At 72.2% G+C, this 19696-nt stretch carries 17 protein-coding genes; 4 read left to right on the top strand and 13 right to left on the bottom strand.

Annotated features, from left to right (window positions below; all coding sequences use genetic code 11):
- Positions 1–30: 30 nt before the first annotated feature.
- From FOF52_RS08020 to FOF52_RS07980, 9 genes are all read right to left on the bottom strand, one after another.
- A complete protein-coding gene (locus FOF52_RS08020; RefSeq protein ID WP_248593199.1) occupies positions 31–897 on the bottom strand; it encodes a dihydrodipicolinate synthase family protein in 867 nt (288 codons plus the stop codon).
- Between the two features lie 27 nt (positions 898–924).
- A complete protein-coding gene (locus FOF52_RS08015; protein ID WP_248593198.1) occupies positions 925–2427 on the bottom strand; it encodes a tripartite tricarboxylate transporter permease in 1503 nt (500 codons plus the stop codon).
- 178 nt (positions 2428–2605) lie between these two features.
- Positions 2606–3109 carry a tripartite tricarboxylate transporter TctB family protein gene (locus FOF52_RS08010; RefSeq protein WP_248593197.1) on the bottom strand — a complete coding sequence of 168 codons (504 nt, stop codon included), beginning with the start codon at positions 3107–3109 and terminating at the stop codon, positions 2606–2608.
- A gap of 6 nt (positions 3110–3115) precedes the next feature.
- Positions 3116–4093 (bottom strand): tripartite tricarboxylate transporter substrate binding protein, encoded by a 978-nt coding sequence (locus tag FOF52_RS08005; RefSeq protein ID WP_248593196.1) that lies wholly within the window; start codon positions 4091–4093, stop codon positions 3116–3118.
- Positions 4094–4212: 119 nt separating this feature from the next.
- Positions 4213–4893 (bottom strand): GntR family transcriptional regulator, encoded by a 681-nt coding sequence (locus FOF52_RS08000; RefSeq protein ID WP_248593195.1) that lies wholly within the window; start codon positions 4891–4893, stop codon positions 4213–4215.
- Between the two features lie 281 nt (positions 4894–5174).
- Positions 5175–6209, bottom strand: coding sequence for a LacI family DNA-binding transcriptional regulator (locus FOF52_RS07995; RefSeq protein WP_248593783.1), 1035 nt, complete (start codon positions 6207–6209; stop codon positions 5175–5177).
- A gap of 71 nt (positions 6210–6280) precedes the next feature.
- Positions 6281–7195, bottom strand: coding sequence for an NAD-dependent epimerase/dehydratase family protein (locus FOF52_RS07990; protein WP_248593194.1), 915 nt, complete (start codon positions 7193–7195; stop codon positions 6281–6283).
- A gap of 25 nt (positions 7196–7220) precedes the next feature.
- Positions 7221–8087: a DUF6807 domain-containing protein gene (locus FOF52_RS07985; protein WP_248593193.1), complete on the bottom strand. Its 867-nt coding sequence runs from the start codon at positions 8085–8087 to the stop codon at positions 7221–7223.
- Positions 8084–9244: a Gfo/Idh/MocA family protein gene (locus tag FOF52_RS07980; RefSeq protein ID WP_248593192.1), complete on the bottom strand. Its 1161-nt coding sequence runs from the start codon at positions 9242–9244 to the stop codon at positions 8084–8086. The genes FOF52_RS07985 and FOF52_RS07980 overlap by 4 nt, the downstream gene beginning before the upstream one ends.
- 162 nt (positions 9245–9406) lie before the next feature.
- On the opposite strand from FOF52_RS07980, the gene FOF52_RS07975 reads away from it, so the two are divergent.
- Positions 9407–10927: an aldehyde dehydrogenase (NADP(+)) gene (locus tag FOF52_RS07975; RefSeq protein WP_248593191.1), complete on the top strand. Its 1521-nt coding sequence runs from the start codon at positions 9407–9409 to the stop codon at positions 10925–10927.
- Here FOF52_RS07975 and FOF52_RS07970 read toward each other — a convergent pair.
- The 3 genes from FOF52_RS07970 to FOF52_RS07960 form a co-directional block, all read right to left on the bottom strand.
- Entirely contained in the window at positions 10809–11459 is a 651-nt protein-coding gene (locus FOF52_RS07970; protein WP_248593190.1) for a zinc-binding dehydrogenase, read from the bottom strand. The two genes, FOF52_RS07975 and FOF52_RS07970, sit on opposite strands and share 119 nt — an antisense overlap.
- Positions 11460–11739: 280 nt before the next feature.
- A complete protein-coding gene (locus FOF52_RS07965) occupies positions 11740–12024 on the bottom strand; it encodes an alcohol dehydrogenase catalytic domain-containing protein (protein ID WP_248593189.1) in 285 nt (94 codons plus the stop codon).
- Between the two features lie 429 nt (positions 12025–12453).
- On the bottom strand, positions 12454–13788 hold the full coding sequence (locus tag FOF52_RS07960) for a Gfo/Idh/MocA family protein (protein WP_282573937.1): 1335 nt from the start codon (positions 13786–13788) through the stop codon (positions 12454–12456).
- Positions 13789–14281: 493 nt separating this feature from the next.
- Here FOF52_RS07960 and FOF52_RS07955 point away from each other — a divergent pair, with 493 nt between their 5' ends.
- Genes FOF52_RS07955 through FOF52_RS07945 form a run of 3 tightly spaced genes read left to right on the top strand, consistent with a single transcriptional unit; the run spans position 14282 to position 17455 of the window.
- Positions 14282–15250: a carbohydrate ABC transporter permease gene (locus FOF52_RS07955; protein ID WP_248593188.1), complete on the top strand. Its 969-nt coding sequence runs from the start codon at positions 14282–14284 to the stop codon at positions 15248–15250.
- Entirely contained in the window at positions 15240–16115 is an 876-nt protein-coding gene (locus tag FOF52_RS07950) for a carbohydrate ABC transporter permease (RefSeq protein ID WP_248593187.1), read from the top strand. Before FOF52_RS07955 ends, FOF52_RS07950 begins: the two co-directional genes overlap by 11 nt.
- Before the next feature lie 17 nt (positions 16116–16132).
- Positions 16133–17455, top strand: coding sequence for an ABC transporter substrate-binding protein (locus FOF52_RS07945; protein ID WP_248593186.1), 1323 nt, complete (start codon positions 16133–16135; stop codon positions 17453–17455).
- Between the two features lie 112 nt (positions 17456–17567).
- Here FOF52_RS07945 and FOF52_RS07940 read toward each other — a convergent pair whose 3' ends face one another.
- Positions 17568–19637: an acyltransferase family protein gene (locus FOF52_RS07940; protein WP_248593185.1), complete on the bottom strand. Its 2070-nt coding sequence runs from the start codon at positions 19635–19637 to the stop codon at positions 17568–17570.
- Positions 19638–19696 lie beyond the last annotated feature (59 nt).

Below are 19696 nucleotides of genomic sequence, written 5' to 3'. Positions count from 1 at the left end.
GCCGGTGGTGGTCGGTCCGTCGTGGGCGGCTCAGGCCACGGCCGCGGCGGTTGCCCGCAGTTCCGCGAGGTCGGCGGCGGAGACGGACGCGCAGCTGACCCGGGGCGGCCCCGCCGGCAGGCCCCGCACCTCCAGTCCGGCCTTGAGGTGGGCGATGTTGCCCGCCTTGACCGCGGCGACCGCCCGCTCCACGAGGGGCTGCGCCGCGGCCGCGGCCGCAGCGTCACCGGTGCGCAGGGCGTCGCGCAGGGCGATGAACGGCTCGGGGAAGACCGAGGAGACCCCCGAGACCACCCCCGTGCCGCCGGAGCGGACGAGTTCGGCGTAGGAGACGTCGTTGCCGGAGAAGAACGCGAAGCCCGCGGGCGCCTCGGCGAGGAACGCCGCGACGGACTCGTCGCTCTCCCCGCTGATCTTGACGCCGCTCACGCCGACGTCGGCGAGGCGGCGCAGCACGGGCGGCGCGGCCGGGGTGGTGGAGCGCGCCTGGAACAGGTAGGCGAACACCTGGGCGCCGTCCGCGGCGGCGACGACCCGCTCGAAGTAGCGCAGCAGCGCGTCCTCGGGGGCGGGCAGGTAGAACGGGGTGATGGCGGCAACCTTGCGGGCCCCGGCCCCGACGGCGGCGCGGGCGAGCCGCTCGGCCTGCCGCGGAGCGGCCGCGCCCACGTGCGCGTAGGTGCGGTCGGGGCCGAACACCTCCAGGGCGACGCGCAGCACGGTCAGGCGCTCGTCGTCGTCCAGGGCGGTGAACTCGCCGGTGGTGCCCGCGGCGAAGACTCCGTCGACACCGCTGTCGCAGATCCGGGTCGCCACGGCGATCAGGCCGTCGGTGTCGAGCCGTTCGTCGGCGGTGAACGGGGTGGGCAGGGCGGTGATCAGTTGTGCTTCGGACATGCGCGGTCTCCTCGGGTCGGCAGGGGATCAGGGGGAGGGGGCGGCGGTTTCGGCGGGGCGGCGGCGTTTCCACGCGGCGCGCAGCGGCGGGGCCAGGAGGGCCAGCAGGCTCACCGTCAGGATCGCCATGGCGAGCGGGCTGGTCAGGATGTTGGACACACCGCCGATCTCCAGGGCGCGGCGCAGGTTGCTCTCGGCGAGTTTGCCCAGCAGCAGGCCGAGCACGACCGGGCCGGCCGGGACGGAGAAGCGCCGCAGGAACAGGCCGACGAGACCGAAGAGCAGCATCACGCCCACGTCGAAGACGCTGTTGTTGACGGCGTAGGTGCCCACCATGCAGAAGATCAGGATGACCGTCCACAGGAAGTGGCGCGGCAGGTCGAGGAGTTTGGCGACGCCGCGCATGCGCAGCAGGCTCAGCCCCAGGGCCAGCAGCGTGGCGGTGATCATGATTCCGGCGATGCTGTAGACCAGTTCCGGTCTGTTGGTGAACAGCGACGGTCCGGGTTGGATGCCCCAGACGATCATGGAGCCGATCATCACGGCCATCACCGAGTCGCCGGGGATGCCGAGGGCCAACGAGGTGGTCGTGGAGCCGCCCAGGGTGGCGTTGGAGGCGGTGTCGGCGGCGGTGAGGCCCTCCAGGGAGCCCCTGCCGAACTTCTCCGGGTGCTTGGAGGCGCGTCGCGCCTGGTCCCAGGCGAGGATGCCGGCGATGTCGCCGCCGGTGGCGGGCACCACGCCGACCACACCGCCCACGCCGCTGCCCACGGCCAGCGGTTTGATCATGGTGCGCCAGTCGGAGCGGCTGGGGAACCACTTGCCGAACTGGGTGATCGGCGTGACGCCGCTGTCGGCGCGGTGGGTGAGGATCTGGTCGAAGACCTCGGCGATGCCGAACAGGCCGATGATGGCGGCGATGAACGGGACGCCGTCGGACAGTTCCAGGACACCGAAGGTGAAGCGGGGGTCGCCGGTGATGGGGTCGCGGCCCACCGTGCCCAGCAGTAGTCCCAGCGCGCCGGCCATGAGGCCCTTGACGATGCGGCCGCCCGAGACCCCGATCATCATGGTCAGACCGAAGACGACCAGGGCGAACATCTCGGCGGGGCCGAACTGCAGCGCCAGCCGCGACAGCGGGATGGCCGCGACCATCAGCAGCAGCAGGCCGGCGAACGTGCCGATCGCGGAGGCGAACGCCGACGCGGTCAGCGCCAGCCCGGCCCTGCCCTGTTTGGCCATCGCGTAGCCGTCGAAGGTGGTGGCGATGGACGCGGGGGTGCCCGGGGTGTTGACCAGGATCGCGGGGACCCGGTCGCCGAAGTTGGAGGACACGTAGATGGTCAGCAGCACGGCCAGGCCCGGCAGCGGGTCCATGGCCAGGGTGAAGCCGCTGGCCAGGGCCACCGCCATGGTCGCAGTGACCCCGGGGAAGGCGCCGACGAGCATGCCCAGCACGGCTCCCACCGCGATGCACAGCAGCACGGCGGGGTCCAGCAGCGAGCTGAAGCCTTCGACGAGAGGACTCATCGGATCGTCGGGGCCGCCCGGTCGGCTGTGGGCCGCGGGAACGGTCCCCTCCCTCCTCTCCGGGATGCGGGACGGGTGTGCGGGGGCGGCGACGGGCAGCGGCCCGCCGGGGCGGCCGAAGCGGTCGACGGGGCCCCACCGGAGGGCGGGGCGGGCACTCGCGGACGTGGCAGGCGCATCAGATCGGGACCCTCAGCAGTACGCCGAACAGCAGGTAGAGGACGGCGGTGACCACGGCGGGGAAGACGAGCAGCGCCTTCCAGCCGCGGCCGCCGCCCAGGTAGACCAGTGCCACGAGCAGCACGGCGGTGGAGACCCGGAAGTCCACGAAGTACCAGAGGACCCCGTAGCCGAGGATCGACAGCAGCATCGCGGTCAGGCGGAGCACCCCGGCGCGGTTGGCCGCGTCGGGGAGTTCCTCGGCGGAGCGGGGACGCAGCAGCGCCAGCGCGGCGTGCAGGACGCTCAGCCCCAGCAGCAGGTACGCCAGCGCCTCCGGCCACCAGCGTGGGCTGAAACTGGTCAGTCCGGTCTTCTCCGGGACCTGGGTCGCCAGCGCCAGGGCGCCGACGGCCACGGCGGCCCCGGCCAGCGCCGGGACCAGTTCACGCAGCGGTGTGGAGGGGCGGGCCGCCACCACGGGGGACGGCCCGCCGGTCTCGGGAACGGGTGCTGTGGACAACGCAGGTCAGCCCTGGTCGCTCAGGAGGCCCTCGAAGCGCTGGGTCTCGCTCTCCACGAACGAGGCGAACTCGTCGGCGGGGACGTTGACCGGGATGTTGCCGGAGTCGGTGATGATCGCGGTGAACTCCTCGGAGGAGGCAGCGGCGGTGAACGCCTCCTCCAGGGCCTGCTGCACCTCGGCGGGGATTCCGGCGGGAGCGCCGATGCCGCCCCAGCCGCCCATGACGACGTCCACGCCCTCCTCGGCGGCGGTGGGCACGTCGGCCAGCGACGCCGACGGTTCCTCGTCGAACACCGCCAGGACGCGGAGCTGCCCCTCGGCGTGGGCGGGCGCGGTCTCGGAGATTCCGGCGATGACCGCGTCGACCTCGCCGCCGATGGCGGCGGTCACGGCGGGCGCGCCGCCGTCGAAGGGAACCGGCTTGAACTCGGTGCCGGTGGCCTCGCCCAGGGCCGTGGTGGTGGCCTCCCAGATGGAGCCGGCGCCGGAGTTGGAGACGGTGATCGTGCCGGGGTCCTCCTCGGCGGCCTGGACCAGGTCGTCGAGGGTTTCGTAGGGGCTGTCGGCGGGGACGGCGACGGTCGCCGGGACCGACACCATCTGGCCGATCAGGTCGTAGTCGGCCGGGTCGACGTCGTAGCCCTGGAAGCCCAGCATGACCGTCTCCACCGGCAGGTAACCGATGGTGTAGCCGTCGGCGGGCGCGTTAGCCAGGTGCTGCAGCCCCACCGATCCCGCGCCGCCGGTGCGGTTCTCCACGATGATGCTGGCGTCGAGGTGCTGCTCCATCTGGTCGGCGAGGGTTCGGGCAGCCAGGTCGGAGGCGCCCCCGGCCTGGTAGGGGACGATGAGGGTGAGGTCCTTGCTGGGGTAGTCAGCGGCGTCCTCGGTGACCGCGCCGCGGTCGGCGCAGCCCGCGGTGGCCACGAGGGCGGCCAGGGCGAAGACACCGCCCACGGTGCGCAGGGTGGTGGGGCGCATGACGCCTCCTTCGGTGTGAAGAGTTGCTGTGGTCGCTGTGCGGTTGTGGGCAAAGATCGGATGATGGGAGGTGTTAGGGCGGATGTGCCCCTTGTGGGGGCGTTGTGCGGGCGGGGCCGCTACTCCTGTTCCGGAGTCGCCTCCTGCTCGGCGTAGGGCTTGCGGAGTCTGCGTCTGGCGTTGTCCAGGTGCTCGTGCAGCTCGGCGAACACGGCCTCGGTGTCCCCCTCCTCGACCAGGCGGGCCAGCAGTTCGTGCGCCCTGACCGAGGGGGTGAGATCCGTGTAGCGCTCGTTGGACGCGAGCAGCAGCATCTCGATGGTGGGCCGGTACTGCGCCCACACGTCGCCCAGCCTGCGGTGCTCGGCGGCCTCGTAGAAGACCGAGTGGAAACGCAGGTCGGCCGCTGTGAAGGCGGTGGGGTCGCGGTCCTCGGCGGCGCGGCGCATCTCATGCAGTGCACGCCGCAGTCCGTCGGTGAGGCCCGCGCGGTTCCGGCCCAGCGCGATGTCGAGGGCGAGCCGTTCCATCGCCTCACGCAGGGAGAACAGTTCGTCGATGTCGGCGCCGCTGAGTCCCACGACGGTGGCGCTGCGGCGGTTGGTGTCGACGAGCCCCTCGGCGGCCAGCGTCTTGAGAGCGTCGCGGATCGGGCCGCGGCTCAGGTTGAACTTCTCGGCCAGGTGGCTTTCCACCAGTGAGGTTCCCGGAGCGTAGCGGCCGGTGATGATCATGCGTCGAAGCTCGCTGGCGACCTGGTCTCCCAGCGCCTGCGGCCTGATGGGCAGGATCTCCGACATCGTTTCCCTTCGGTTAACCGTTGACAGTTAACAGATTGAAGCACGGGGGTGAAGCGCGTCAAATCACCGGGGTACGGTTTTCTTCGTCTGAGCGGCAGCAGAAACCGAAAACGTCGGCTGGCACGGGGAATCCGCCGGATACCGAACACGGCGGCGGGTGGCGGAGGTGACGGAGAGCGGGCCGGGAACGGTGGCCGTGACACACCACGGCCGAGGGCCCCGGTCGGTGGACCGGGGCCCTCGGCCGAGAACGGAACGAGAACGCGGAGGGTGCGGGGACATCAGCTCCGGGTCGGCGGGGCGGTGCTCTCCCTGGCGATGACCTCGCCGTCGACCGCGACCACCCGGGGTTCCTCGGGCGTCTCCTCGTCCAGGGCCAAGCGGGCCGCCTCCTCGCCCATCCGCTCCAGGGGCAGCCGCACCGTGGTCAGAGCCGGGGTGAGGTCACGCAGCGTGGGGATGTCGTCGAACCCCGCCACCGACAGGTCGCCCGGCACCCGCAGCCCCAGGTCGCGCAGGGCCGCCATCGCACCGGTGGCCATGACGTCGTTGACCGCGAACAGGCAGGTCGCGTCCGTGCCCGCGGCCATCAGCCGCCGGGTCGACTCGTACCCCCCGTCGCGGGTGAACGCGCCGTGCACCACGTTGTGGTAGGCGAGTTCGATGCCCGCGCTCGACAGGGCCGAGTGGAACCCGTCCAACCGGTCGCGCGCCGCGCACAGGTCGGTGGGGCCGGCCAGGATCGCGAACTTGCGGTGCCCCTGGTCGATGAGGTGGCGGGCCAGCGCGGCGGCGCCGTTGCGGTTGTCGGGCACCACCGTGTCCGCGGGCAGCCCCTCCTGCGACACGCAGGCGACCCGTCCACCCTGCTTGGTGAAGATCCGGATCTCGTCGGCCAGCCTGCGGGTGCTCTCCTCGTCGATCGTGCGGCTGCCCACCAGCACCACCGCGCGGGCGCGGTGCGCGCGCAGGGTCGCCAGCAGTTGTACCTCGCGCTGCGGGGCGCGTCCGGTGGTGCCCAGCACCACCACCAGGCCCTCGTCCTCGGCACGGCGGGTCACCCCGGCGGCGATGCTGGAGAAGTAGGGGTCGGCGATGTCGTGCACGATGAGCCCCACCAGCGAACTGGTGTTGCGGGCCAGCGTCTGCGCCGAGGCGTTGGCGAGGTAGCCCAGTTCACGGGCGCTGGCGGTGACCCGCTCCCGCAGTTTCTCACCGACCTGCCGGGTGCTCCCGTTGATCACGCGGGACGCGGTCGCCAGGGAGACCCCGGCATGCTTGGCCACCTGCTCCAGTGTCACGTAACCGGATCCCACCCCGTCGCCCTTTCCGCTGCGTGCCACCAGGAAAACTCTTTCCTTTCCGATCGTAGGGCAGCGGCGGCGGTTCAGGAATCCGCGCCACCGGCTTCGCCCTGTGCGTTCTGCCGCAGTTCGGTACGCCAGTGCCTCCTGGGCTGCCAGCCCAGGGCCCGGCGGGCCGCCGCCGAACTGAACGCCGCCCTGCCGTCGGACAGCACGTCGGCCAGTCCCGCGGTCGCGGGGTGGAACCGCGGCAGCAGCTCGCTCAGCGGTCGGGCGGCCAGCGCGTCCTCGGCGACGGCGTGGAAGATCTGGCCGTTCGCCACCCGCTCGGGGTGCTCCAGGATCAGCGCGAACAGTTCGGCCGCGTCGCGGGCGTCGATGTAGTTGAACAGCGAGGCCGCCGCCAGTTCCGGGTCGGCCAGGCGCTCGGCCACGGTGTGCCCCTGCTGGGTGGGGGCTCCCGCCCACTCCTCGGGGGCGATCACGTAGCCGGGGCGCACCGCCGCCAGCACACAGTCTCCGCTGGTGCGGGCCACCGCACGTACCGTCTCCTCGATGATCAGCTTACTCAACCCGTAGGCGTGCCACGGCGCCACCGGATGCTCCTCGTCCAGGGGCAGGTGGCGGGGGCGCCAGGAGGGGGTGTTGTACCCGAAGACGGTGGGGCTGGAGGCGGCCACGGCGCAGCGTGCGCCGCAGCCGACCGCGGCGGTGAGCACCGCCCAGGCCAGCCGGGTGTTGACGTCGAGGGTCTCCAGGTCGGGGCGGTCGAACGGGACCGCGATGCCCGCCAGGTGGACCACCCCCTCGGGGCGGGCCCGTTCGAAGACCTCCGCGCGGGCGTCGTCGTCGAGCAGGTCCGCGACCACGCCGCGCACTCCGTCGGGCTGCGGGCCGGGTGTGAGGTCGACGGAGGTGACGTCGTGGCCGCGTGCGGCCAGGACCGCGACGACGCTGCGGCCGAGCCGCCCCGAACCGCCGGTGACCAGGACGCGCATGGGTATCGCCTTTCTGACGAGGACTTCAGGGACGGTGCCGGGCCGCGTCCGCCAGCGCAGCCGGGTCGGGGTGGCCGTCGGCGACGACGGTGGTCACGTGGCGCGCCAGACCGCCGCCCGCCGGAACCGGGAGCCTTTCCTCCCAGGCCAGCGCCGCACCGACGCCGGGGTACTCCGCGGCACGCAGGAACCAGGGGTCGCGTTCGGGGCCGTCCTGGCAGAACACCAGGGTCCAGTCCCGTCCCTCGGGGGAGCGCCCGGCCAGCGCCAGCCAGTCGGCGCGCGAGCCGTGCAGCTCCTCCTCGGAGTCGGAACCGGGGCCGAGGACGCGCGGCGGGTCGGCGGCGACGGGGGCCCGCCAGAAGAAGCCGCCGTAGCCGGCACGGGGGCGCCCGTTGGTGGCGGGGCTGCCGATGCTCAGGTCCCGGCCGCCGGTGTTGCGCAGCCGCGTGACGACGTCCAGCGCCCACGCGCCGTCGCCGAGCGGCCGGGCCGCCCAGGTGCGCTCCTCGCGCAGCAGTTCCGTGCCGTCCGGACCGGTCCACGACAGCAGTTCCACCAGCCGCGAGTCCTCGACGGCCAGCCACTCCAGGTGCTGTTGGCGGCCGTGGTTGTCCAGCAGCACGGAGCCCCGGTCGCGGGTGAAGGTGCGTCCGCCCCAGAAGCTGACGCCCGACACGTCGGGCACGGCGACGCTCACGCCCAGGTGGTGCCGGTGGTCCTCGGGGCGGACCTCGGTGACGGCGGTCCCGCCGAGGGTGCGCACCGGGTGCAGGTGGGGGCGGGGGGAGAGCACCGGTTCGACGTCCGAGCCGTCGTGGTACCGGGCGACGACCGTGCCGTGCACCGACAGTGCCGCAGGGGAGTGGGGGGAGGGGGTCGCAGAGGTCATGAGGCCACCACCGTGGTCGGGGGCGCCCACGGGACGCCGATCTCGGAGAACAGGGCCACCCGTTCGGCGCTGCGGTGGACGAGCCCGTCGACACCGGACACCACGCGCCGAGTGCCCTCCGCGTCGACCGACACCTGCTGGGCCGATTCGGGGATGGGAGCGGGGTCGGGGGCGCGCCGCACCGCCTCCAGCACGGTCATGAAGCCGCGCGTGGCGGCGGGCGGCACCAGCAGCGGTTCGCCCCGCACGACGTGCGCCACCAGGTTCTCCAGCAGGTCGGTGCGGGAGTGCTCGGTGGTGACGGGGGCCGCGCCGTCGCGGTGGAGGGTGACGCGGTCCAGGGTGTACTCGAAGACGATCCGCCCGGTCTCGCCGTGCACCACGAGGTGCGGCGGCCGGTGTTCGGCGGCGCACAGGGTGACCGCCACCGAGATCGGGGTGCCGTCGGGGGAGTGCAGCCGCACGCACGAGGTGTCGTCGCTCTCGATGTCGTGGGCGTGGAACAGTTCCAGTTCGACGGGGCCGGACACCTCCCGGTCGGCGCCCGCGACGGCCAGGGCGGTGGCGATGGCGTGCGCGAAGGGGTTGGTCAGGGCGCCGTCGACCACGTCGCGTCCGTCCAGGCGGCGGCGGCCCGCCCAGGCGGCGCGCGCGTAGTAGGCCGAGGTGCGGATCCACGTGCCCGCACCGCCGATGCCGCGCACCGCGCCGATCGCGCCGTCGGCGAGGAGGGCGCGCACCGCCGCCACCGCGGAGGAGCCGAGGCTCTGGAAGCCGATCTGGCAGGCCAGTCCGGAGGCGGCCACGGCCGCGCACAGTTCGTCGAACTCGGCCAGGGTCGCGGTGGGGGGCTTCTCCAGCAGCAGGTGGGAGCCGTGGTCGAGGGCGGTCCGGGCCAGCGGCAGGTGGGTGTGGATCGGGGTGACGAGGATGGTGATCGCGGCACCGGTGGTCTTCAGCAGGTCGGACAGGTCGGGGGAGTAGGGCACCGGTCCCAGGCCGTCCAGGGCGGAGTCGGGGACGGGGCGGGAGTCGCACACGCCCACCAGCCTGACCAGGCCCGCCTCGCTGAGACGGCGCAGGTTGCGCAGGTGGGAGCGGCCGTGTCCGTGGACGCCGACCAGGACCACCGGGACGGGTTCGGCGGCGGGGGTCACCGCATCACCGCCCGGGGGCTGCGGCGGTCTGCTGGACTGCGGTCTGCGGCGGCGACGGTGTTCACGACATCGACCCCTTCGGCTGCTATCGTCGATGGAAAGCGCTTGCCCAATGTAGGCGGCGCCGGAACGCCATGTCAACGAGAGGACGTGCAACCGCCCATGGCAGACGTCGTCAGCATCGACCCGCGCACCGGCACGCCGGTGGAGACCGTCGCCCGCACCACCGGCGACGCCGAGGTGGACGCACTGTGCCGGGCCGCGGCCCAGGCCGCCCCCGTCCTGGCCGCCACCTCCCGTGCCGATCGGGCCGCGCTGCTGCGCGCCGTGGCCCGTGCCCTGGAAGCCGAGCGCGCGGCCGTCGTCGCTCTGGCCGACCGGGAGACCGCGCTGGGCGAGGCCCGTCTCAACGGCGAACTCACCCGCACCTGCTTCCAGTTCGAACAGTTCGCCGAGGCGCTGGAGGAGGGCTCCTACCTGGAGGCCACCATCGACCACGCCGGCGACACCCCCATGGGGCCCCGCCCCGACCTGCGGCGCATGCTCGTCCCGCTCGGACCGGTCGCGGTGTTCGGCTCCAGCAACTTCCCGCTCGCCTTCTCCGTGCCGGGCGGCGACACCGCCTCGGCCCTGGCCGCCGGATGCCCGGTCGTGGTCAAGGCGCACTCCTCCCACCCGGCCACCTCCCGGCTCTGCCACGGGATCATGGCCCGCGCCCTGCGCGAGGCCGGGGCGCCCGAGGGCGTGCTCGGGCTCGTCTACGGCCAGCAGGCCGGAGTCGCCCTGGTCCGCCACCCCGCCATCCAGGCCGTCGGCTTCACCGGCTCCCTCGGCGGCGGACGGACCCTGTTCGACCTCGCCTCATCGCGCCCCGACCCCATCCCCTTCTACGGCGAACTCGGCAGCATCAACCCGCTCGTGGTCACCCCGGCCGCCGCCGCGGCCCGCACCGAGGAGATCGCCGAGGGCGTGGTGGGCTCCTTCACCCTCGGCGCGGGACAGTTCTGCACCAAGCCGGGCCTGATCTTCGTGCCCGACGACGAGGCGGGCAAGCAGTTGGGCGAGGCCGTCGCCGCGGCCGTGGCCGAACGGGAGCCCGTCGTGCTGCTCAACGCGAACATCCAGCGCGACTACCTGGAGCGCTGGGAACGCGCCGCCGACGAGGAGGCGGTGCAGCGCCGTGCCGAGGGGGGCCCGGCCGCCCCCGAGGGGTGGAGCGTGCCGGTGCGGCTGCTGGCCACCACCGCGGACGCGTTCACCGCCGGGACCGCCGAGGAGTGCTTCGGCCCGCTGGCGGTGCTGGTGACCTACCGCGACGCCGACGACCTCGCCGAAGCCCTGGCCAAGGTGCCCCACTCGCTGGCGGCCACCCTCATCGCCGAGGACGACGAGGAGTTCGCCGACGCGGTGCTGCCGCTGCTGCGGGCCCGGGCGGGACGGCTGGTCTACAACGGCTACCCCACGGGCGTGGCCGTGGCCTGGGGCATGACCCACGGCGGGGTGTGGCCCTCGACCACCAGCGCGTTGCACACCTCGGTGGGCATGACCGCCATGCGCCGCTTCCTCAAGCCGGTGACCTGGCAGAACACTCCACAGCGGCTGCTGCCCGACGAACTGCGCGACCACCCCGAGCATCCGCTTCCCCGCCGGGTGGACGGCCGCCTGGTGCTTCCCGGGGCCTGACCCGCCGCGACGGGCTCCCCGGGCCGCCCTGCTCACCTCCGGGCGGCCCCGGGAGCCCGGAACCGACCGGGCGGTCACGGCCGGGACGCGGCCGACCGGGGAGCGGGACGATCGTGCCGACGCGGCGGCGTCGGCCGAGTTCCTCCTGTGCCCGAAACGCCTGGTCGAGCGGGTGGGTCCGGGCGATCACGGGACGGACCGGCGCTCGGCGGGCGATGTCTGCCAGCAGGTCGACGTGGGCGGGCGTGTGATGCTCGATCCGATGATCGGGGCGTTGTGGAGGGAGAGGCGGCGCACGTCGAACGCGACGGCGTGTCCGCCGAGAGCGCCGGCGACGACCCATCTGCCCCCTCGCGCAGCAGGAGAGCCCCTCGGCCACGAGGTCTCCCGCCACGACGTCGAGTACGGCGTCGACTCCGTCGGGAGCCGCCGTCCGCGCCTGCTCGACGACGCCGGGCGCGCGGTCGAGGACCTCGTGGGCGCCCGCCCGGCGTACCGCTTCGAGTGTGGAGCCGCTGCTGACCGCGAGCACCCGTGCGCCGCGGGCCCGGGCAAGCTGCACGAGGGCCAGGCCCACGCCCCCCGAGGCACCGGTCACCACGACGGTGTCGCCCGCGCGGACCCCGCCGCGCTCGGAGCATGCCCGGCGCCGTGCCGTACGCGGTGGGCAGGGCGGCGAGCCGGACGTCGGAGAGCGGCGAGCGGCGGGCCGGGGCGGTGACGTACTCGGCGTACCCGCCGTCCCGTTCGCCGCCCATCAGACCGACCGGGTGCGCGTCCGGGCGTTTCCGCGTCGTCGATCGCGGGGGCGATCACTCCCTGCGCCCAACCAGTTCCGTGCCGGTGCCCGGGCCGACTGAGACGACGACGCCCGCCACGTCGGCACCCTGGATCCGGGGGAACTCGATGGGACCGCGCCACCCCGCCAACGCGTCGGGGTCGCCGGCAGTCCCGTAGGCGCCCTGCCGGGGCCACAGGTCGGTGTTGTTGAGCACCGCCGCGCGGACCTCGACCAGCGCCTCCCCCGCTTCCGGTACCGGGACGGGGACCCGGACCGTCTCCAGTACCTGCGGGCCGCCGTGCGCCCTGATCCGCACCGCCGTCATCCACTCGGGAACACCCGTGCCGCATCCTCCGTCGCCGACCGCTCCGCGGCCCCCCTCGTGAGGGGACGCCGACCGGGGAGCGGACGCGCAGGCCGAACCGCTGCAGGGGTACGGCCGGGGTGCTTGCCCGGCCACGCGGGACGGAGCACGCGGGACGGCGGCGGGGCCGGGGAGGCGGCACGGCCCGCGGGAGATCCGGACGGCCGCTGGCCGTTCCTGTCCCTGGCAGAGCGCCCCGCCGGGACGGCGGGCACGCCGCCCGTGCCTCGGACCTTTCTGGAAGGTGCCCGTGCCCCCGGTGGCGGCCACTCCACCGGGGGCACGGGGTCCCGCACCGCAGACCGGGGAAGACGGCGCGGGACGTTGGTGGTCCGCGGCTCCCACGCAAGGCCCCGCGGGGCCGCGGAGTCGGTCGCGGCCTCAGCCGTGCAGCAGCTTCTCCACCACCACCGGCGCGCCCGACTCCATCGAGGCGTTGGCGGCCAGGCCGGTCAGCAGGGCGTAGGCGCCGTCGTTGTGGTCGGGGCGGATGCCGTCGTCGGTGCCGCCGAACAGCGCGTCGAGCATGCGGACGTCCCCGCCGCCGTGCGAGCCCTCGCCCACCGCGACGGGGATGTCCTGCGGCGGTGCCCAGTGCGGGCGCAGGGTCAGGGTGGCGGTGGTGCTCTCCTTGGGGGCGGGCATGCCGCGCACCGGGGTCGTCTCGTCCTGGTGCGGGGAGGTCCACGGGAACTCGGTGACGTCGAGCTCCAAGCGGCCCCGGCTGCCGGTGATCGCGATCCGGTAGCCCTCCCACGGCGCGTAGGCCACCAGGTGGTAGGTGAGTGTGGCGCCCGAGGCGTAGCGCACCATCACCGACATGTCGTCCTCGATGGTGATGCCGGGACCGAAGACGTTGAGGTCGCGCCGGTAGCCGTCCTCGTGTTCGGCGTCCAGGTAGAGCCGGGTCAGGTCCGGGCTGTCGGTCATGTGCAGCGCGAACGGGTCCCGTTCGGCTTCCGGGCTGTTGTGGCTGCGTTCGTAGTCGGCGGCCACGCCGTGGCGGCGGCCGCCCTGCTCGCCGTAGAAGAACAGGTCGCCCCAGGCGAAGACCTCGGTGGGATGGGAGTCGATCCACCAGTTGACCAGGTCGAAGTGGTGGCTGGCCTTGTGCACCAGCAGTCCGCCGGAGTTGCGCTTGTCGCGGTGCCAGCGGCGGAAGTAGTCGGCTCCGTGGCGCAGGTCGAGCAGCCACTCGAAGTGCACCGAGCCGATCTCCCCGATGGCGCCCGAGCGCAGCAGGTCGCGCAGTTGGCCGTGGACGGGGTTGTACCGGTAGTTGAAGCCGACGGTGACCCGGCCGCCGGTGCGCTCCTGGGCGGCGTGGATGCGGCGGCAGCCGTCCAGGTCGGCGGTCATCGGCTTTTCGGTGATGACGTCGCGGCCCGCCTCCAGCGCGGCCACGATGTAGTCGGCGTGCAGGCGGTCGACGGTGCAGACGATGACCTCGTCCACCGCCTCGGCGTCGAGCATCCGGGCGAAGTCGTCGGGGTGGTAGGTGGGCACCGGCTCGTGGCCGGCCCCGGTGACGATCTCGTTGTGGACGGCCATCCGGGTGCGGTTGGTGTCGCACAGGGCGACCAGGCGGCCCTGGTCGGCGTGGGTGGTGACCAGGGCGCGGGTGTACATCCGGGCGCGGGAGCCGGTCCCCACGATCGCGTACCGGCGCGGTGCCGGGGTGTGGTCCGGTGTTGGGCGTGGAGTGTGTTCGTTCACGCCCCTTATGGTAAACGCTTTCCGTTGTTCTGTGCAGGGGGAGACCCCCAACGGGCTGCGGAACCCGGGTCCTCCGTGGGGATGGCGCGTCTCGCGGGCGGCCGTTGGTTTTCCGGACTGCGGATACCGCTTACCTCGCCGGGAGGCGGCCGCGACCGCCCCGGAGCGGCGGCCCGGGGCCCGGGGCGACGGTTTGGCGGGTTTCCTCCACTTTGGTGCTGATCAGCACTTTTGCAGGGAGGGTTGGGAAACGAGTCCATTTCTCTGCCCGAGAAGTCGTTGACACCCCCGGAACCCGGTGCTAGAAACTGAACACCATACCTGATGGATAGCGCTTACCAAGCTCCTTGGTGCACGAGCCCAGCGTGGTCTTCTGCACTCTCTCTCCAGAGCACTGTCAGCCAGCAGATTGGCGGTCCCACGTCATGAACCCAGACCTGGTCACCGGACCCGTCACCGTGCCGGGGGCGGGTCGTCCGGACGGTGAGGCGCCATGAGCGCGCTCCTGCAGCGGCGCTCCGCCGCGCCCGCGCCCCCCGCCTCCTCCGCACCGGCCGAGGAGCCGAAGCCGAAGCGGCCCCCCAACCGCGCACGCCGGGAGACACTCGCCGCCTACGGTTTCCTCCTGCCCTGGTTCGTCGGCCTGGTCTGCATCACCATCGGCCCGATCCTGGCCTCGCTGTACTTCTCCTTCACCGACTACAGCCTCATCGGCGATCCCCAGTGGGTCGGGCTGGAGAACTACCGGAGGATGCTCGACGACGAACGGCTGCACACCTCCCTGGGAGTCACCTTCGTCTACGTCTTCGTCTCGGTGCCGCTCCAGCTCGCCCTCGCCCTCGCCCTGGCGATGGTGCTGGACCGGGGAGTGCGGGGCCTGCCGATCTACCGGTCGGTGTACTACCTGCCCTCGCTGCTGGGCGGCAGCGTCGCCATCGCGATCCTGTGGCGGCAGATCTTCGGCGCCAACGGCCTGGTCAACCAGGTCCTCGGCTTCTTCGGTATCCAGGGCGAGGGCTGGGTCTCCCATCCCGACTACGCGCTGGGCACCCTGATCGTGCTGAACGTGTGGACGTTCGGCGCTCCCATGGTGATCTTCCTCGCCGGCCTGCGGCAGATCCCCGCGATGTACTACGAGGCCGCGGCCGTCGACGGGGCCGGACCGGTACGCCGGTTCTTCACCATCACGGTCCCCCTGCTCACCCCGATCATCTTCTTCAACCTGGTGCTGCAGATGATCAACGCCTTCCAGACCTTCACCCAGGCGTTCATCGTCAGCGGCGGCACCGGGGGGCCGAGCGACTCCACCCTCTTCTACACGCTCTACCTGTACCAGAAGGGCTTCGGCGCCTTCGACATGGGCTACGCCTCGGCGATGGCCTGGCTGCTGCTGATGATCATCGGCGGGTTCACCGCGGTGAACTTCCTCGCCTCCAAGTACTGGGTCTTCTATGGTGACTAAGACGTCCGCACCCCCCGCAGAGAAGAAGACGCGCGCCGAGCACGTCCGCCGCCTGCTCATCCACGCCGGGCTGATCGCCTTCGGGCTGGTCATGCTCTACCCGCTGCTGTGGATGCTCTCCAGCTCCTTCAAACCGACCGAGGAGATCTTCCGCGACCCCAGCCTGCTGCCCGGAGACAACTTCATGCCGGGCAACTACACCGACGGCTGGACCGCGCTCCAGCACCCCTTCCACCACTACCTGCTCAACTCCGCGATCGTGGTGGCCGGGTCCATCGTCGGCAACCTGATCGGCTGCTCGATGGCGGCCTACGCCTTCGCCCGGCTGGAGTTCTTCGGCAAGAAGCTGTTCTTCGCCGTCATGCTGATGACGATCATGCTCCCCATCCACGTCGTGATCGTCCCGCAGTACATCCTGTTCGCCAACCTGGACTGGATCAACACCTTCTACCCGCTGATCGTCCCCAAACTGCTGGCCACCGACGGCTTCTTCGTCTTCCTCATGGTGCAGTTCATCCGCGGCCTGCCCAGGGACCTCGACGAGGCGGCGCGCATCGACGGCTGCGGACACGTGCGGATCTTCCTGCGGGTGATCCTGCCGCTGTCGATGCCGGCCCTGGCCACCACGGCGATCTTCACCTTCATCTGGACCTGGAACGACTTCTTCAGCCAGCTGATCTTCCTCACCGACCCGAACATGTACACCGTCCCCGTGGCGCTGCGCACGTTCGTGGACTCCACCAGCCAGACCTCCTGGGGGCCCCTGTTCGCGATGTCGATCGTCGCCCTCGGCCCGGTCTTCGGGTTCTTCCTCGCCGGTCAGCGGTACCTCGTCAAGGGCATCGCCACCACCGGAATCAAATAGTGAAGGGAACAGCAACGATGAGAGCAGAATCCCCCGGCGGACGGCTGGTCCGCGTCCGCTCCCGCGCCCTCTCCCTGACCGCGGGCCTGGCCGCCGCGGTCATGGCGCTGACCGCCTGCGGCGGCGGTGGCGAGGAGGCCGACGGCGTCGTGGAACTCCGGTTCTCCTGGTGGGGGTCGGACGAGCGCCACACGATGACCCAGGAGGTCATCGACCTGTTCGAACAGCAGAACCCCGGCATCCGGATCGTCGGCGAGTACACCGACTGGGGGTCCTACTGGGACAAGCTGGCCACCACCACCGCGGCCGGGGACGCCCCCGACATCATCACCCAGGAGGAGCGCTACCTGCGCGAGTACGGTGAACGCGGCGCGCTCGCCGACCTCTCCCAGCTGGAGGGCCTGGACCTGTCCGCGATCGACCCGCTGGTCGCCGACAGCGGCGACCTGGACGGCGCCACCTACGGCATCGCCACCGGCGTCAACGCCTACGCGATCCTCGCCGACCCGCAGGCGTTCGCCGACGCTGGTGTGGAGATGCCCGACGACGACACCTGGACCTGGGACGACTACGTCGACATCGCCACCCGGATCAGTGAGAAGAGCGGCGGCGAGATCGTCGGCACCCAGTCGATGGGCTACAACGAGACCGGCTTCGCGATCTTCGCCCGCCAGCACGGCGAGTCCCTCTACAACGAGGACGGCAGCCTCGGCTTCTCCAAGGGGACGCTGGAGAAGTGGTTCCAGTACACCGTCGACCTCCTGGAGAGCGGGGGCCAGCCGGGTGCCTCGGAGAGCGTGGAGATCGAGGCGGGCGGCCCCGACCAGTCGGTGCTGTCCACCAACACCGGAGCCATGGCGCACTTCTGGACCAACCAGCTCGGCGCGATCAGCTCCGCGTCGGGCCGCGACATCCAGCTGCTGCGCTACCCCGGTGAGACCGAGAACGACCGCACCGGCATGTACTTCAAGCCCGCGATGTTCTACTCCGTCTCCGCCGACAGCGACCACCCGGAGGAGGCCGCCAAGTTCGTCGACTTCCTGCTCAACAGCGAGGAGGCCGCCGCGGTCCTGCTGGCCGACCGGGGACTGCCCGCCAACGTCGAGGTCCGCGACTCCATCGTGGACTCCCTGCCCGAGGCCGACAAGCGCAGCGCGGAGTTCCTCGCCGAGATCGAGGGCACCATCGTCGACGGCAACCCGCCGCCGCCCATCGGCGCCGGCCAGGTCGTCGACATCATCAAGCGCATCAACGACGACCTGATGTTCGGCGAGATCACCCCGGCGGAGGCGGCCGACCGCTTCGTCAAGGAGGTCGAGGACGCCACCGGCGCCGCCTGACGCCCGAGTCCTTCTCCCCCTCGCGGACGGGCCCGCCGCGTCCTCCCCTCCCACGCGGCGGGCCCGTCCCGTCCACCGTCGGCCGTGCCCCCTCGGGCACGGCCGACGGACCTCAGAGCACGTCCTCGATCCGCTCCGCCAGGTCCTCGGCGAGCAGCCGGGAGTAGGTGGCCGTGATGTGGTGGCTGTCACGGTAGACGAGGACGTTGCCGATCACCGCCGGGCAGACGTCGTCCAGGCAGAACCGGTCGCTCAGATCGACCACGGGAGCCTCCACCCCGCTCTCCTCGGCCGCGATGACCTGCGGATCCTCCCCCTTCAGGGCGGTGTCGCGCTTGCGCACGCAGGCCTGGACGTCGGGGCTGTGCAGGTCGACGCACTCCACGATGCGGCTGCGGGTGGTGGGGGTGTCGCGCAGCACCACCACGGCGATGCCCGCCTCGTCCAGTTCGCGCCACAGCTGGGACATGCCCTCGGCCACCGCCTCGCGCGCCTCCTCCTCGTCGTCGATCCCGTAGGGCGCGGCCTGCGCCCGGGAACTGGTGAACACGACGTCCGGCTTCAGCGCGCGCAGCTCCTCCAGCACGTTGCCGGTCCACTCCTGGCACTGGGTGTAGGGCACCTCCTCGCCGGGGCGGACGAGCAGGGTCGAGGTGAAGGCGCACGAGGACTTGGTGAACGTGTGCAGCTGCCACCCGCGGTCCTCGGCGATCTCCTGCAGCGCCGGCGACCAGTGCGCGGCGTGCGAGTCGCCCACGAGCGCCACCGTGGTGCGTGCGTCCTCGGCACCGTAGACGCACGGGGAGGGGTGCGTGTCGGTCTCGGTGGACTGGCAGCCGTCGCCGTAGAGGTCGGGCAGGTCGTCCTCGGCGGTCAACACCGAGGGGTAGGGGGGAGCGGTGATCTCGTCGGGTTCGACCCCGGCGTCCAGGGCCTGCGGGCCCAGGTGCACCTGCGGGTCGAACTCGGTGGAGCGGACCTGCTGGACGTGGCTGTGCAGTCCCCACGCGGCGCCCGTCACCACCAGGATGCCCGACAGGGCGAACGCCAGCGCCGAACGCCCGGTGTCGAGCAGGCCGCGCACCCGTACCGGATCCTCCAGCACGATCTTCGTCACCCAGGCCAGGAACAGGGAGAGCGCGGCCGCCACCGCGGCGGAGAGGGGGGACAGCTCCGTCGTGTTGGACGTGCCCAGCATGATCACGATGATCGGCCAGTGCCACAGGTACAGGGCGTAGGAGAGGTCGCCGACGAAGCGCGCGGGCCGGGTGCTCAGCAGCCGTCCCGCGCTGCGGCGGCTCCTGCCCTCGCCCGCGGCGATCACCGCGGCCGCGCCCAGTACCGGCAGCGCGGCGGCGTACCCGGGGAACGCGGTGTGCTCGTCGTAGGAGACCGCGGCCGCCGCGATGGCCGCCAGACCGGCCCACCCCAGCGGGTCGCGCAGCCGGTCGGGAACATCCCACCGGGCCAGGACGACGGCCAGCAGCCCGCCCGCGGCCAGTTCCCACATCCGGGTGAAGGGCAGGAAGTAGGCGGCGGTGGGCACGGCCGCGGTCATCAGCACCGAGCAGGCCAGCGAGGCCGCGATGACCACGGCCACGGCGCCGCCCAGCACGGCGTCGGCCCGGCGCTCGGGCATCCGGGAGCGCAGCGCCGCCCAGCCCACGAACAGCAGCGGCCACACCAGGTAGAACTGCTCCTCCACGGCCAGCGACCAGAAGTGCTGGACCGGGCTGGGCGCCTCCTCGGCGGCCAGGTAGTCCACGGTCTGCCCGGCCAGCACGAAGTTCTCGATGTAGGCGGCGCTGGCGGCCAGTTCGAGCGCGGTCTGCTCCAGGCGGGTCACGGGCAGCAGGAGCACGGCGGCGATCCCGGTCGCCACCAGCACCAGTGTCGCGGCGGGCAGGATGCGGCGCACCCGGCGGACGTAGAACCGGCTGACCGAGACCCGGCCGTGGGAGCGGACCTCCCGCAGCAGCAGGGAGGTGATGAGGAAACCGGAGATCACGAAGAAGACGTCGACTCCGACATAGCCGCCGGGCAGGTAGTCGGTGTCGAGGTGGTAGACGAGGACCAGCAGCACGGCCACGGCGCGCAGTCCCTGCACCTCGGGGAGGAAGCGTCGGGGAGCGGGACGGTGCGGGCGCGCACGGGGGTGCGGGGCGGGGGCGTCCACTGACACGAGGTATCGCTCCAAGCGTCGGTCGGAAGCAGGTCAGTACCCGAGGAAGCCTTCCGCAT

It is taken from the genome of Thermobifida alba (genome assembly GCF_023208015.1).
GTDB classification, from domain to species: domain Bacteria; phylum Actinomycetota; class Actinomycetes; order Streptosporangiales; family Streptosporangiaceae; genus Thermobifida; species Thermobifida alba.
Note: the sequence above shows the minus strand (reverse complement) of the source record. Positions and strands in the feature narration are given on the sequence as shown.

Coding starts and splice junctions, on each gene's coding strand:
- FOF52_RS08020 (WP_248593199.1), bottom strand. CDS start 897: ATGTCCGAAGCACAACTGATCACCGCCCTGCCCACCCCGTTCACCGCC.
- FOF52_RS08015 (WP_248593198.1), bottom strand. CDS start 2,427: ATGAGTCCTCTCGTCGAAGGCTTCAGCTCGCTGCTGGACCCCGCCGTG.
- FOF52_RS08005 (WP_248593196.1), bottom strand. CDS start 4,093: ATGCGCCCCACCACCCTGCGCACCGTGGGCGGTGTCTTCGCCCTGGCC.
- FOF52_RS08000 (WP_248593195.1), bottom strand. CDS start 4,893: ATGTCGGAGATCCTGCCCATCAGGCCGCAGGCGCTGGGAGACCAGGTC.
- FOF52_RS07990 (WP_248593194.1), bottom strand. CDS start 7,195: ATGCGCGTCCTGGTCACCGGCGGTTCGGGGCGGCTCGGCCGCAGCGTC.
- FOF52_RS07985 (WP_248593193.1), bottom strand. CDS start 8,087: ATGACCTCTGCGACCCCCTCCCCCCACTCCCCTGCGGCACTGTCGGTG.
- FOF52_RS07975 (WP_248593191.1), top strand. CDS start 9,407: ATGGCAGACGTCGTCAGCATCGACCCGCGCACCGGCACGCCGGTGGAG.
- FOF52_RS07955 (WP_248593188.1), top strand. CDS start 14,282: ATGAGCGCGCTCCTGCAGCGGCGCTCCGCCGCGCCCGCGCCCCCCGCC.
- FOF52_RS07950 (WP_248593187.1), top strand. CDS start 15,240: ATGGTGACTAAGACGTCCGCACCCCCCGCAGAGAAGAAGACGCGCGCC.
- FOF52_RS07945 (WP_248593186.1), top strand. CDS start 16,133: ATGAGAGCAGAATCCCCCGGCGGACGGCTGGTCCGCGTCCGCTCCCGC.